This window comes from Alkalilimnicola ehrlichii (assembly GCF_003399765.1).
Classification (GTDB): Bacteria; Pseudomonadota; Gammaproteobacteria; order Nitrococcales; family AK92; genus AK92.
This window is the reverse complement of record NZ_NFZV01000015.1, coordinates 1-14,225: the sequence shown is the minus strand read 5'-3', so window position 1 is coordinate 14,225 and position 14,225 is coordinate 1. Positions and strand designations below refer to the sequence as shown.

Annotated in this window: 9 protein-coding genes and 1 pseudogene; 7 read left to right on the top strand and 3 right to left on the bottom strand. The window is 59.1% G+C overall.

The window, feature by feature from the left end; all coding sequences use genetic code 11:
- Window positions 1-19: 19 nt before the first annotated feature.
- The 3 genes and pseudogenes from ligA to smc form a co-directional block, all read right to left on the bottom strand.
- Window positions 20-2,046, bottom strand: a pseudogene (ligA, locus tag CAI21_RS14090) (NAD-dependent DNA ligase LigA).
- A 38-nt stretch (window positions 2,047-2,084) separates the two neighbouring features.
- Window positions 2,085-2,867, bottom strand: a complete 783-nt coding sequence (gene zipA, locus CAI21_RS14085) for a cell division protein ZipA (RefSeq protein ID WP_116302876.1) — start codon at window positions 2,865-2,867, stop codon at window positions 2,085-2,087.
- A gap of 25 nt (window positions 2,868-2,892) precedes the next feature.
- The gene (gene smc / locus CAI21_RS14080; RefSeq protein ID WP_116302875.1) at window positions 2,893-6,387 is read right to left on the bottom strand and encodes a chromosome segregation protein SMC; all 3,495 of its coding nucleotides are present in this window, start codon (window positions 6,385-6,387) and stop codon (window positions 2,893-2,895) included.
- A 371-nt stretch (window positions 6,388-6,758) separates the two neighbouring features.
- On the opposite strand from smc, the gene queF reads away from it, so the two are divergent.
- From queF to CAI21_RS14050, 7 genes are all read left to right on the top strand, one after another.
- On the top strand, window positions 6,759-7,151 hold the full coding sequence (queF, locus tag CAI21_RS14075) for a preQ(1) synthase (RefSeq protein WP_116302874.1): 393 nt from the start codon (window positions 6,759-6,761) through the stop codon (window positions 7,149-7,151).
- A 226-nt stretch (window positions 7,152-7,377) separates the two neighbouring features.
- Entirely contained in the window at window positions 7,378-8,286 is a 909-nt protein-coding gene (gene gluQRS, locus CAI21_RS14070; RefSeq protein ID WP_116302873.1) for a tRNA glutamyl-Q(34) synthetase GluQRS, read from the top strand.
- A gap of 173 nt (window positions 8,287-8,459) precedes the next feature.
- Window positions 8,460-8,651, top strand: a complete 192-nt coding sequence (locus CAI21_RS14065) for an Asp23/Gls24 family envelope stress response protein (RefSeq protein ID WP_116302872.1) — start codon at window positions 8,460-8,462, stop codon at window positions 8,649-8,651.
- Window positions 8,641-9,126, top strand: coding sequence for an SLC5/6 family protein (locus tag CAI21_RS25015; protein WP_258868961.1), 486 nt, complete (start codon window positions 8,641-8,643; stop codon window positions 9,124-9,126). Before CAI21_RS14065 ends, CAI21_RS25015 begins: the two co-directional genes overlap by 11 nt.
- Complete coding sequence (locus CAI21_RS14060) at window positions 9,123-11,573, top strand: ATP-binding protein (protein WP_258868068.1); 2,451 nt, start codon at window positions 9,123-9,125, stop codon at window positions 11,571-11,573. The genes CAI21_RS25015 and CAI21_RS14060 overlap by 4 nt, the downstream gene beginning before the upstream one ends.
- A 10-nt stretch (window positions 11,574-11,583) precedes the next feature.
- A complete protein-coding gene (locus CAI21_RS14055; protein WP_116302871.1) occupies window positions 11,584-12,915 on the top strand; it encodes a sigma-54-dependent transcriptional regulator in 1,332 nt (443 codons plus the stop codon).
- A gap of 737 nt (window positions 12,916-13,652) precedes the next feature.
- A partial coding sequence (locus CAI21_RS14050; protein ID WP_147305122.1) for an AMP-binding protein occupies window positions 13,653-14,225 on the top strand: 573 nt, incomplete at its 3' end.

Here is a 14,225-nt window from a genome sequence, read left to right as displayed (position 1 = left end):
CGCCTCGTGACGCTCGGCCTTAGCCGGCGTTGTCGGCTAGCAACGCCAACAAGCTTTCCTCGTCTAGCAAACTCACCCCTAAGCGCTCGGCTTTCTCCCGCTTGGAACCCGCCTTTTCGCCGGCGACCACGTAGTCCGTCTTACTCGAAACGCTGCCTACGACGCGCCCACCGGCAGCTTCAATTTTCGCCTTCGCTTCGTCGCGCGTCATGCTCGGTAAAGTGCCGGTTAGCACAAAGGTTTTTCCGCTCAGCGTACCCTCGTGCGTTACGGCCACCGACTCCCACTCGACGCCGGCACGCCGTAAAGCCTCAATCACGTCGCGGTTATGCGGCTGGGCAAAGAAATGGGCAATGCTTTTGCCACTACCGGGCCGATATCGGGCACCGTTTGCAGGGCTTCCTCGTCAGCCTGCATTACGGCGTCGAGATCGCCAAAATGCTGGGCCAGTTGATTCGCCGTCACCTCGCCGACCTGATCGATACCTAAGGCGTAGATCAAGCGCGGCAAGGTGGTCTTGCGGGCGCGATCGATGGCCTTGAGCAGGTTGTCGGCGGATTTATCGCCCATGCGCTCCTGCCCGGCCACCTGTTCGTGGCTCAGTGCGAAGAGATCGGCCACCGTCCGCACTAACCCTTTATTGACCAGTTGCTCGATCAGTTTATCGCCGAGGCCGTCGATATCCATTGCCTTGCGAGAAGCAAAGTGAATGACCGCCCCTACCTGTTGCGCCGGGCAGTACAACCCGCCGATACAGCGGTGCGCTGCCTGCCCCTCCAAACGTTGTACCTCGGAACCGCATACCGGGCAGCTCGCGGGCATTTCCCACGGCTCGGCGGCCGCAGGCCGCTTGTCGACAACGACCGCGGTAATCTCCGGAATCACGTCGCCGGCCCGGCGCACCATCACCGTATCGCCCTCCCGTACGTCCTTACGCCGCACCTCGTCCAGGTTATGCAAGGTCGCCCGGCTGACGGTAACGCCGCCAACGGCAACCGGCTCCAGATTCGCCACCGGCGTGATGACGCCGGTACGGCCTACCGAGGGCTCGATAGAGGCAACGCGCGTACTGGCCTCGACAGCGGGCAACTTGTGCGCGGCGGCCCACCGCGGCGCCCGGGCGGTAAACCCCAGCTCTTCCCGCGCGGCCAGGTCGTCGACCTTATAGACGATGCCGTCGATCTCGAAAGGCAACTCGTCGCGGCGTGCCAACAAGTCGCGGTAATAGGTCTCGCAACCTTCGGCACCCACGACTTTTTTGACTTGGTCGTTGACCAAAAACCCCCATTGCCGCAAACGCTCCAACACAGCGGAGTGGCTGCCGTCGATGGGCTCGGAACTTGCGCCCGTGCCAAAGGTGAAAAAGCTCAAAGGACGCGCCGCCGTGATACGGGGGTCAAGCTGACGCAAGCTACCGGCAGCCGCATTGCGCGGGTTAGCAAACGGCTTCTCTCCTTGATCGAGCCGCAGCTCGTTCAAACGTTGGAAATCTGCTCGGCGAATGACCACCTCGCCGCGCACCTCCAGCAACTCGGGCCAGCCGTCGCCTTGCAGACGCAACGGCACGGTGCGGACGGTACGAATATTGGCCGTGATATCTTCGCCGACCCGGCCATCGCCGCGAGTACCCGCCTGTACCAGCAGGCCGTCCTGATAACGCAAATTAACCGACAAACCGTCCAATTTCGGCTCGGCGACGTAGTCCACGTGCTCCCAGCCTAAGCCTTCGCGAACCCGCCGGTCGAAATCCTCCAGCTCTGCTTCAGAGAAGATATTATCCAAAGAAAGCATCGGCACCCCGTGGCGCGCTTCGCCGAAAGCGGCGATCGGCTCGGCACCGACCCGCTGGGTCGGCGAATCCGGCGTCACCAGCTCGGGGTGTTGCGTTTCTAACTCTTGGAGTTCGCGCAACAAGCGGTCGTACTCGATATCGGCAATCTGCGGATCGTCGAGCACGTAGTAGCGGTAGTTGTGATAGTCGATAGTTTGCCGTAATTCGGCGATGCGTTGCGCAACGCCGGGTTGGCGCGAATCTACGCTAGACATTCAGCGGTACCCTTTCTAACAGGCTGTTGGCGGTAGAATCAGCGCTTTTGCTGACTCGCCAATAAATGCGCCCGACGACGATACTCGCGTAGCTCTTCGCGGATATGCTCGATAGCTTGTTGAGTTAAATTGCAGCGGCGGCCATCGAGCAGCGTCGCATTCAAATGCTCGGCCAACGCCCGCGCGGTTGCCAGCATCTCGTCGAAGGCCTCCTGCCCCTCAAACGGCGCCGGCAGTTGCAGGAACAAGGCCAACCCCGGCGAACGAATCTCATCGATCAGTTCGCGGTCGAACCAGCCTGGCTCCAACATATTGGCGACGCTGAACATCGAACACGGTTTACCATTGAGGTCGATGTAGTGATGGAAAATATCGTATTCGCCATGCTCCAGCCCTACGGCCTCCATCGCTGCCCATAATTCATCGCCTCGATACATTTCGCCGTTCGGCGAAGCGACGTGAATCACGATGAACTTCTGCTCCAGGCCTTCCGGCATGGGAGCCGCCGTCGGCTCGCTGCGTTTTTCCCGTACCGGCTCTTTTGGAACCGGCGACTCGACCGTGGCGACCGGCTTAGCCGGCTCGTCGGGCTCGACCGGTAAGGGACGCGACACGGGATCGACCGGATCGGCCGCCCCAATGACAGCATCTAAATCGCGCAACGCTGCGTCGACCTCGCCATCGTCGCTAAAGGCCTCTCGTCGGCTTTTACCCGGCCCGCGACCGCCCTGCCGGCGATGTTCTTGCCAGCGGCCAAAACCGTAGATCCCGCCGATCACCAGCAAGCCGACTATGAGTAGAAACCAGCGAAGTTCATCCATGGGCGTCCCCAAACATGCCTATGTGTTACACCGCCGCCAACTGCACCGCTTCATCGACATCCACCATAACCAGGCGCGAGACGCCCGGTTCGTGCATGGTGACGCCGGTCAGGTGCTCTGCAATTTCCATCGTCGCTTTGTTATGGGTAATGAAAATGAATTGTACCCGTTGCGACATTTCGACGAGTAGATTACAGAATCGGCCAACATTGGCCTCGTCCAAAGGCGCATCTACTTCGTCAAGCATACAGAATGGCGACGGATTGAGCTCGAATATTGCAAACACCAACGCCACCGCAGTGAGCGCCTTTTCGCCGCCCGAGAGCAGATGGATGTTGGTAATCCGCTTGCCCGGAGGGCGTGCCATAATCGCCACTCCGGTTTCCAGTAAATCGTCTCCGGTCAGTTCCAGATAGCCCTGACCGCCGCCGAATAAGCGCGGGAAAATCCGCTGCATACCGGCATTAACCTTGTCGTAGGTTTCTTTAAAGCGCGTGCGTGTCTCGCGGTCGATACGGCGAATGGCGCTTTCCAAGGTTTCCATCGCCTCGGTTAGATCTTCGTGCTGACGGTCGAGGTAGGTTTTACGCTCCTCTAAGGCCTTGTACTCGTCGATCGCCGCCAAGTTGATCGCGCCGAGCCGGGCGATACGGCTTTCCAAACGCTCTAGCTGTTGTTGCCATTCGCTTTCGGCAGCATCGGCCGGTAAGGCGTCCAGCAGCGTATCCAACTCCAGATCCAGGTCGCTAAGCTTTTCGACTTCGTTCTGACGCCGCACTTTGAATTCTTGCGCCTTCAAGCGCAAGCTCTCTAGCGCTTGCCGCAGGCTCTGGACCTCTCGATCGGCCTCGGTCCGCCGGTCGGCCAACTCTCTCAGCTGCGCCTCCAGGTCGCCTAGCTGCGCACGCGCTTCGCTCAACTCTTCCTCGACCCGCAAGCGCTGTTCCAGTAACGCCTCGCGCTGGTGGCTCAAATCCTCGGTCGGATCGCCCTGCTCCTGCAGCACCTCTCGCAAGCTCTCGCGCTGTTCGCAAAGCCGTTCCAATTGCCCTTGGGAGCGCTCTAAGGCCTCTTCCAAAGAGCGACCGGCGGTTTTCGCATGCTCGACTTTCAAGGAAAGATCGTGCCGTAACTCGCGCTGTTCGCGCGCCCGCTCTCGATAGTCCTGCAAGCGCTCCTGCAATTCGTCGCGCTCGCCCTGCAACTGCTCCCGTTGCGCTTCCAACTCCTCCGAGCGCGACAATGCTTCCTGTAAGTGCCGCCGCGCCGCCCGCAGCTCCTCTTCGCCGGTTTCAACCTCACGATCGATTTCGGCTATTTCTTCGGCCAGACGCTGGCGCCGTTGTTGCAACTCGCCAACACGGCCACGACGGCTCTCAAGCTGCGCGCTGACGGCGGATAAACGGCGCTCCAACTCGTGCAGGGCAGAGGCCAGCTCGTCGCGCCGCTCTTCCGTCTCTTGCAAATGCGCTTTGGCCTGCTCCAGCTGCGCTTCGATCTCGCTTAAGCGATCCTTTTCGCCCACCAGCGATTCGCGCAGCTGCTGAATGTCTCGCTCGCGCTCGAGAACGCCGCCACCAGCCTCTTCGCCGCCTTCCACGCGCAGCCAGTGCTTACCTAGCCACACGCCGTTGCGGGTAATGACCGACTCGCCAGGCGCTAACGTCGCCTGGATTTGGCGCGCAGCGGCCATATCCTCCGCCCACCTTACGCCCAATAGAAAATCGCGCACCGGCCAATCGGCCGCGACCTTACTAGCCAGGAAAGCATCCGGCGCCGCTTCGGTAGGCGCTTGCTCCATGATCGTGACGCGGCCCTGCTCCGGGCCTTGCAGCAAGGCTCCGTCTAAACCTAAACGGGAGGTACAAACGGCTTGCAGCACATCGCCAAGCACAATTTCTACCGCGCGCTCCCAGCCTGGCTCGACATCCAATTGCTGCGCCAGGCGCTCGTCGCTATTCCACCCCTGTTCCGCTAGCCAACGCTGTAAGCCGTCGACACCGCCGAGCGCAGCCTGTTGCAAGGTCTCCAACGAGGTCAAACGCGCCTGCGTTTGCTGCACGGTCCCCCGCCATTCGGCAAGCGCTTCGCCTAAGTCGTTATGTTGCTCGCGCAACGCCTCGAACCGCTGCTGCACCTCTTCGCGTTGTTCCTGGAGCGTAAGCTGTTGCTCGCCGAGTTGCCGCTCTTCTTCCGCCAGCTGTTCTATCTCGTCTTCGAAACCGGCCAGGTCAATCGTGCCATGTTCTTCTTGCAAGCGCTCCCGTCGCCGCACCAAATCCTGATTGCGGCGTTCGAACTGCTCGATACGCGCCCGCTCTACCTGCGCCGTTTGTACCGGCTCGGCAGCATCCCGGTTGAACTGCTCCCAGCGCGCCTGCCATTCGTCCAAGCGCTCCTGAATCTCGCCGGCACGCTCCGCCGCTTCCTCTTCGGCCGCGACGCCTTCCTCCAGCATAGGCTCCAGCTCTTCCAGGCGCTCGCGCAACTCGGCCAGCTTATCGCGGTCTTCTTCCAGGGCAAGCTGTGCCGCATCGATGGCTTCCTGGTTACGGTCGAGGTCTTCCTGATGCTTACCGCGTAGCTCTTTCTGGTGCGTGATTTGCTGCTCGATCCGGGCGATTTCGCTACCCAGGGAGTAGTAACGCGCCTGAACCTCGCCCAATAGCTCGCTACGCTCCGCATGCGCCTCGCGGGCCGTTTCGATGCCGCGCTCGGATTCGCGCTGTTTGGCCAGCTCGGCCTCGGTCGCCGTTTCCTTTTCCTGTAGCACCTGCCCCAGCTCTTCGAGTTGGCGATCAAGATCTCTTAGCCGCAGCGCCATTAGCTGGCCCCGATACTGGCGCTCCTCGGCCTTTAATGCCTTGTAGCGCTCGGCGGTCTCGGCCTGCCGCTTGAGCTTTTCCAGTTGTCGGCCGACCTCTTCGCGAACGTCGTTCAACCGCTCCAGGTTCTCGCGCGTATCCCGCATCCGGCGCTCGGTTTCCCGGCGCCTTTCCTTGTACAGGGAAATGCCTGCGGCCTCTTCAAGATATACTCGCAGCTCCTCGGGCTTAGCCTCTACCACCCGAGAGATCATGCCCTGCTCGATAATCGCGTAACTGCGCGGCCCTAGACCCGTACCGAGAAAAACGTCGGTGATATCGCGCTTTCGGCACCGGGTGCCGTTCAAGTAATAATGCGATTGGCTCTCGCGATTGACTTGCCGCTTAACGGAGATTTCGTTGTAACTCGCATACTGCCCGCCCAAGGTGCCGTCGCGATTGTCGAAAACCAGCTCGACCGATGCTTGACCGACCGGCTTACGCGACGACGAGCCGTTGAAGATAACGTCGGTCATGGATTCGCCGCGTAGGTACTTGGCGGAACTCTCGCCCATCACCCACCGCACGCAGTCGATGATATTGGACTTGCCACAGCCGTTCGGCCCCACCACGCCAATCAGCGCACTGGGGAGCACGACCGTGGTCGGATCCACAAAGGATTTGAACCCCGCCAATTTTATTTTGGTCAGACGCATGCGAGCGTATTTCCTTTCAGCCGCCCTTTGGCAGGATGCCGGCAATCGCTGGTCCGCATCCCATTAACGTGCTGTCGTCTCAAACCGTACTTTGTGGCGCGGATTGTACGGCAAGCGCCACAACCGTGCCCAACACCGCTGCACAAAATCGGAACTAGGCCGGCCCGTGGTCGATCTACTGCCCATACCCGGATGCAGAGCGCCGCTAGCATCTCAAGCCGTTCTTGCCCAGACGCACAAGCGTCAACGCGGCGCCGCCGCCGAGATAGGGCAATACTTCCTGAAAGGTTAGTATGCATAGCATTTCCGTGGCGACATCACTAAAATCGGCCGCTCATTATCCCGACACGTTAGATCCTTGGAAAGCCACCATGTCCACACAACCGAGTACAGAGCTGGAGACTTTTGCCAACCCGACGCCGGAGCGCGACTACACTATTCGCATCCGCATTCCCGAATTCACGTGCTTGTGCCCCAAAACCGGCCAACCGGATTTCGCAACGCTTTATCTTGACTATATTCCCGAAGCACGCTGCGTCGAGTTAAAGGCCCTGAAGCTTTATATCTGGTCGTTCCGCGATCGGGGCGCGTTCCACGAAGCCATTACAAACGAAATTCTCAGCGACTTGGTGCGCGCCCTGGAACCACGCTACATGCGACTACGGGCCGAATTTAACGTGCGCGGCGGCATCTACACCGACGTGGTCGCCGAACACCGAGCCGAGGGCTGGACGCCGCCGATTCCGGTGCAACTGCCCTTTTGATTCGCTAGACAAGGGCGGAGAGTTCCGTTCATGCTCTCCGGCCGGCATTTCGGCCGGAGGGGCGACGCGCTTACTCGGTATTCCATTAGGTGTCTAAAAAGTGTATCGCCCATCCCCATTTTTCATATTAGTCACGGTCGTGCCTTAAAAACTGTGCGTCTCTTCGCACTCTTTCCGGGATACACTTACCGCTAAAGCTTGACCCCCGCAACGGTAGCCACAGCCTATGCAAGCACCCGAATATCGCGGTCGTTTCGCACCCAGCCCAACCGGTCCGTTACACTTCGGTTCATTAATCGCCGCGACAGGCAGCTACCTGCAAGCACGAAGCCAGAACGGTCGCTGGCTCCTCCGCATCGAAGACATCGATCCGCCGCGGGAAGTTCCTGGTGCTGCCGACGACATTCTGCGCACCTTAACGGCATTCGGTTTCGAATGGGACGCAAAGGAGGTCTATCAAAGCGAGCGTCATGAGGCCTATCAAGCAGCACTCGACAGGCTCTCCGAGCATGGCTTGGCCTACCCTTGCGCTTGTACGCGGAAGCAGATTCAAGCCGTCGCCCGCCTGGGGCCGGCAGGGGCCATTTATCCCGGCACCTGCCGGGAGGGCTTAAACGGCCGCCAAGCCCGGGCCTGGCGCGTTCGCACGGAGGGGGAGCAGGTAGCTTTCAGCGATGGATTGCAGGGCGAGGTGTACTGGAACTTGGACGACATGATCGGCGATTTTGTCGTCCGCCGCGCCGACGGCTACTACGCGTATCATTTAGCGTCGGTCGTCGACGATGCAGCCGCCGGTATCACCGAGGTTGTCCGCGGGCAAGATTTACTGGCCTGCACCCCGCCGCAAATACACCTACAGCGTTTATTGGACGCCCCTACGCCTTCCTATCTCCATTTACCGATTGCGGTCAACCGGGCCGGACAGAAGCTCAGCAAACAGACTTTCGCTACGGCGCTCGACCACAGCCGGGCCAACGAGCTACTGGCAGCGGCGTTACAGTTTCTCGGCCAACCAGTGCCTAAAGAATTAACCGCCGCCCCGCTGCCCGAGATTTGGGATTGGGCGATAGCCGCTTGGGATATCGCCAGCCTTCCCCGTCGCGAGGCATTACCCACCCCGAGCCTGATGAGTTAGTTCCGCCGCAGCGCGCGCTAGGCATTCAGCCGTCCGCCGCACGCTTGAGGCGCCGAAGCGTTAAATCCGCTCGTTTCCGTAATTTTCGCAATCGGGACTTTGCATCGACAACTAATGTGCTACCTTAAGTAACACGATAGACCGACGATCAACGTCGGCACAGGAGGAGAGACATGCAGCGGGACAACAGCCCCGGCGCGGAAAGCCTCGTGCTTTTCCTATGCGCCCTGTTTTTGTTTGCGTCGCCCTTTACGTTCTGGTGGTTTCAGCTTAATCCGCCGTGGTTCGTGCCCTATGTATTCTGGCTCGGGCTAACAGCGGTAACGGGATTGCTAGCGCGTAGGTGGCGGCGCTATGACCTATGAGCTAAGCAGCTTATTCCTAAGCGCTACCGCTTACCTGCTGCTGTTATTTCTTATCGCTACGGCGGCCGAACGGCGCTGGCTACCGGCAGCCATCGTGAAACACCCTTTGGTGTATGTACTCTCGCTCGGGGTGTATGCGACCACCTGGAGCTACTACGGTAGCGTCGGTCTGGCACAGCAACACGGCGCGATTTTTCTCACCATTTATGTTGGCGTGTCGCTAGCCTTTGTCTTAACGCCGGTCCTTCTCTTCCCGTTATTGCAGCTGTGTCGCCGCCATCAGCTAACGTCCGTTGCCGATTTGTTTGCTTTTCGTTTTCAAAGCCAATGGGCCGGCGTATTGGTCACGCTGATGATGCTGACGGCAGCCTGCCCTACATCGCACTGCAGATTCGTGCCGTCGCGGAAAGCACCGACGTCCTCTCCGGACAGGAGCAATCCGGGGTTATCGCCCTGGGGTTTTGTATCCTGGTGACGGTGTTCGCCATTATTTTCGGCGTTCGCCATGTCACCACCCGCGAGAAGCACTCCGGCCTGGTCCTGGCTATCGCCTTCGAATCGCTCATTAAATTGCTGGCATTACTGATTCTGGTTTGGGTGGCGGTCAATATGGCCTTCGGCGGCTTCGCCGGTATGCAAACCTGGCTTGATGCTAACCCCGACCGCTTAGAAAGCTTTTACTCACCGACCGGCGAAGGTCCTTGGCTGAGTCTACTGACCCTTGCCTTCGCGGCCGGCTTTCTCCTGCCGCGGCAGTTTCACATGATCTTCACCGAAAACTCGCGGCCGCGCAGCTTATATACGGCAGCCTGGGGATTCCCCCTGTTTCTGTTGCTATTAGCCGCATGCGTCCCTCCTATCCTCTGGGCCGGACAGGTTCTCGGGCCGGAAACCCAAGCCGATTACTATGTCCTCGGGCTCGCCATGCTCAGCGAGTCGCCTACCTTAGCGGTATTTACCTATTTGGGCGGCATATCGGCGGCAAGCGCGATGATTATCGTGGTGACGCTTGCCTTGTCGGCGACTTCGTTGAACCACCTTTTACTGCCTTTGCTAAAACCCAAGCCAACGGTCGACATTTACGCCTCGCTACGCTGGGCCAGGCGCGCCTTAATTGCAGCGATCATCGCCGCCGGCTACGGGTTCTATTTGATATTGGAGCATAGCGAAGGCCTGGTTGCCTGGGGGCTCATATCCTTTCTCGCCATGGCGCAGTTCTTGCCAGGCGTGTTCGGCGTGCTGTTCTGGTCCGGCGCTACGCGAGCCGGCTTTATAGCCGGTCTTAGCGCCGGCGGACTCATTTGGTTATTTGCCGCACTGCTACCGGCAGTCAGTCCGATTAATTTACCGCTATACCTGTTCGGCGCCGATTTAAGCAACCTCGGCGCGTACACGACGACAACCTTCTGGTCGCTGGCCATTAATACATTGCTATTCGCCGTCGTATCGCTTTGGAAAGCGCCTGACGAGCGCGAACGCGATGCCGCCGCTGCTTGCCGAAACATTAATGTGCGCTTATCTTCGCCGGCGGTAAAAGCCGGCTCACCGAAGCAATTTATCGACCGTTTAGCGCCCGTTACCGGCTCGATTGCGGCTCACAAGGAGGTCGCGACCGCCTTGCAGGATCTGGGCTTAAGCTGGGATGAGAAAAGACCCTCCCGGCTGCATCGACTCCGGCAACAAATCGAACGCAACCTCTCCGGTATGCTTGGCCCGGTGCTGGCCCGCATGATTGTCGACGAACACCTGCAACTCGATCCGGTTACCCGCACCGCTCTTGCCCGTAACGTGCAAATGATCGAGGAGCAACTGGAGAACTCGCATCGCCGCTTCCGCGGGGTCGCCGCGGAACTAGACGCATTGCGCCGCTACCATCGGCAAATTCTAGAAGACCTACCGATTGGCGTTGTTGCCATCACGGTCAATCGAACCGTAGTCCGCTGGAACCCGGCGATGACGCGCCTTACCGGCATTACCAGCCACGAAGCGTTAGGCCGTGCGCTCGAACAACTATCCGAGCCTTGGGGAGACTTCTTGCGCGATTTTCTCGAAAGCTCGCCCGAGCATGTTCACAAGCGCGCCCTCCAGGTCAGAGAAGACACCCGCTGGCTGAGCCTACATCGTGCCGACATCGCCGAGCCTGGAACGGGGCTAACCGGCGATAGGCTACTGCTGGTCGTCGACCGCACCGAGATGCAATTGTTGGAAGACGAGCTCGCTCATAGCGAACGTTTGGCCTCCATTGGCCGCTTAGCCGCCGGCGTCGCCCACGAGATCGGCAACCCTGTTACCGGTATTGCCTGCCTGGCACAGGATCTGAAACAAGAGACGCAAGAGGCGATTATCCACGAACAACTGGACGACATCCTCGAGCAGACCCGCCGCATTAGCAATATCGTGCAAACCTTGGTCAGCTACGCCCACGCCGGCGCGCGCAATGAGAATCAGCCGGCACCGATACGGCTGCGCGACACGGTCGAGGAAGCCCGGCGCGTCGTAGAGCTGAGCAAACGCGCGCGTAGTTTGCGCTTTCGCAATCGAGTACCGGCGGACCTCTGGGTGCTGGGCGATGGTCAGCGCTTAGTACAAGTATTCGTCAATCTATTCTCCAACGCCGCGGATGTGTGTGGCGACGGCGGCGAAGTCGACATTGCCGCACGCAACTATCGGCGGATGGTTCACATCCATGTGCGGGATAACGGCCCCGGCATTCCGCCCGCGATTCGGGACAAAGTGCTCGAACCTTTTTTCACTACCAAACCGGCCGGCCAAGGCACCGGCTTAGGCCTACCTCTGGTTTACAACATCGTGAAGGAACATGGCGGCGAACTCCGCCTCGACTCCGACCAGCGAGGGACACGGGTTCTGCTAGCCCTGCCTCGTCCGGAAGCCGTGCTGACCGATAGCAGCGCCAGTATCTAAAGGGGAGCTTATGGGACGTATATTGATCATAGAAGACGAGAGCATTATTCGACGCTCGCTAAAACGCTTGCTGGAACGCAACGGCTACGAAGTCGCCGATACGGCGTCAGTCGAAGATGCCGAGGCCGCTCATGACCTGAACGACTTCGACCTTATTCTCTCGGACCTACGCCTACCTGGAGCGGAAGGTACGGATGTCATGCAGCGCGCGCCGGAGGTCCCAGTCATCATCATGACCAGCTACGCAAGCGTCCGCTCGGCCGTCGATGCGATGAAACAGGGTGCGGTGGACTATGTGGCGAAGCCTTTCGACCACGACGAAATGCTGCTGACCATTAAACGAGCATTAGCCGAAGACCGACTACAACGCCGCAGCGCTGCACTCAAGGCCGACGTAGAGCGCGATTATCCCGTCGCCGGCATGATCGGCCACTGCGAGGCCATGCGACGAGTATTCGACTGGGTGCACAAAGTCGCCCCCACGGACACGACGGTGCTTATCCTCGGCGAATCCGGCACCGGCAAAGAATTGGTTGCTCGTGCGGTACACGAGCATAGCCGACGTAGCGAAGCGCCTTTGGTCGCAGTCAATTGCGCCGCCATTCCCGACACGCTGATCGAAGCCGAGCTATTCGGTCACGAGAAAGGAGCGTTTACCGGGGCCGTCGGCACGCGCCAGGGTTTGGTCGAAGCCGCCGACGGCGGGACGTTATTCCTCGACGAGATCGGCGAACTGCCGTTAACCGCTCAGGCTCGCTTGCTGCGGGTGTTACAGGAAGGCGAAATTCGCCGGGTCGGCTCGGCCAATGCCCGTAAGGTAGATATCCGTCTCGTAGCCGCGACTCACCGCGATCTGGAAAAAATGGTCGAACAGCAACAATTCCGCGAAGACCTCTACTTCCGCATCCACGTCATGGAAATTCGCCTTCCGCCCTTACGCGAGCGGGGCGAAGATATCGAATCGCTCGCTCAGTTCCTGCTCGATAAAGCCTGTAGACGGCAACACCGCCCTCCCATGCAATTTCATACCGATACGCTAGCCGTGCTCAGGCAATACGAGTGGCCGGGCAATGTGCGGGAATTAGGCAATGTCATCGAGCGCGCCGTCATTCTGGCAGAGAGTCAACTTGTCACGACGGAACTATTAGGCTTACCGCAAACGACACACTCTGAGGCCGACAGCCATCTCGACTTATCGTTAGAAGACTACTTTCGGGAATTCGTCCTGACCAATCAAGATCAAATGACGGAAACGGAACTGGCCAAAAAGCTGGGCATCAGCCGCAAAGCATTGTGGGAAAAACGGCAGCGGTTGAATATTCCCCGCGCTCGTCATGCCTAACGGATTGAGCGAGCGCATTTCCTGGCGGCGCATCACAACCAGGCTGCTACCGGCGTAGCATACAGCAAAGCAGGGTGTACCGTTAGTGTTACATTACGCCCCAAATCTGCGTTACGAGAGGTAACGCAGATACGCGCCAGCGTCGCCGAACAAAAACAGCTCTCCTAGAAAAACAGCCACTTAGAGAGGACTCCATCGTTGGCACGGTTTTCGCTATACGATGCATTAGAAACGCACGCATAAGTGCGACAAGACAAGGACGGTAAGTCCTGGAGGAGTACGTATGAACACGACATTTAAAGAGCTCATCCGCCTTAATCCGTACCCAGTTCCTACGGCAAAGGGGTTTTATCCTGCTCTTTTCTCCTTAAGCGCTCAGTTTTGCTCAGCGGTCCACAAAAATAGTTTCTTTGGGCGTCGCTCCCCGGCACGGTAGCGGTTTGTCTCGCAGTCGGACAACTGCTGACGATTAACTACGACGCCCTTTTTTATTCATGCCCCTGGGCCAACAATTACAACTGGGTAGAGACGGCCTGGCAGCCTGCTAGGCTTGATGAGGAAGACCTGCACAAAGCAGAGACACTTGGTTGAAGCGCGCTCAGGGGCAATTTACCAGCGGAACACGCGATCGCGACTCTACAACCGACCGAGGTCAAGCGCAGGACTCGACTACTCTCGGCCCAGTACCGAACACCTCGGCAAAATAATCTGACGCGAATTGATCGGAGGAGAAGCCCATGTCCGAAACCGTTCCGAATGTCCTCTCGGCCGAGGGCAAACATGCCCTACTCACCGCCGATGACTATCAGGCTATGTATCGGCGCTCCCTGGACGAGCCGGATGCCTTTTGGGCCGAACAGGCCGAGAAGTTTCTGACCTGGTTTAAACGTTGGGATCGGGTCGAGAACAACGATCTTGCCAAAGGTCAGGTACGCTGGTTCGAAGGCGGCAAGCTTAACGTCAGCTACAACTGCCTGGACCGCCACCTGGAAACGCGCGGCGAGCAAACGGCTTTAATTTGGGAAGGCGACGAACCCGATCAGGACAAACGAATTACTTACCGCGAACTCCACGAGCAAGTGTGTCGGTTTGCGAATGCGCTGAAAGCACGCGGTGTTAAGAAAGGCGATCGCGTCTGTATCTACATGCCGATGATTCCGGAAGCGGCCGTCGCCATGCTCGCCTGCACGCGCATCGGGGCCGTTCATTCGGTGGTATTCGGCGGTTTCTCGCCCGAAGCGCTGAAGGATCGCATCCAAGACGCCGAATGCCGCACCCTGATCACGGCGGACGAGAGCGTACGCGGCGGC

What these genes read in the sequence shown, in the direction of transcription:
- zipA (WP_116302876.1), bottom strand. Translation starts at nt 2,867, where the DNA reads ATGGATGAACTTCGCTGGTTTCTACTCATAGTCGGCTTGCTGGTGATC.
- smc (WP_116302875.1), bottom strand. Translation starts at nt 6,387, where the DNA reads ATGCGTCTGACCAAAATAAAATTGGCGGGGTTCAAATCCTTTGTGGAT.
- queF (WP_116302874.1), top strand. Translation starts at nt 6,759, where the DNA reads ATGTCCACACAACCGAGTACAGAGCTGGAGACTTTTGCCAACCCGACG.
- gluQRS (WP_116302873.1), top strand. Translation starts at nt 7,378, where the DNA reads ATGCAAGCACCCGAATATCGCGGTCGTTTCGCACCCAGCCCAACCGGT.
- CAI21_RS14065 (WP_116302872.1), top strand. Translation starts at nt 8,460, where the DNA reads ATGCAGCGGGACAACAGCCCCGGCGCGGAAAGCCTCGTGCTTTTCCTA.
- CAI21_RS25015 (WP_258868961.1), top strand. Translation starts at nt 8,641, where the DNA reads ATGACCTATGAGCTAAGCAGCTTATTCCTAAGCGCTACCGCTTACCTG.
- CAI21_RS14055 (WP_116302871.1), top strand. Translation starts at nt 11,584, where the DNA reads ATGGGACGTATATTGATCATAGAAGACGAGAGCATTATTCGACGCTCG.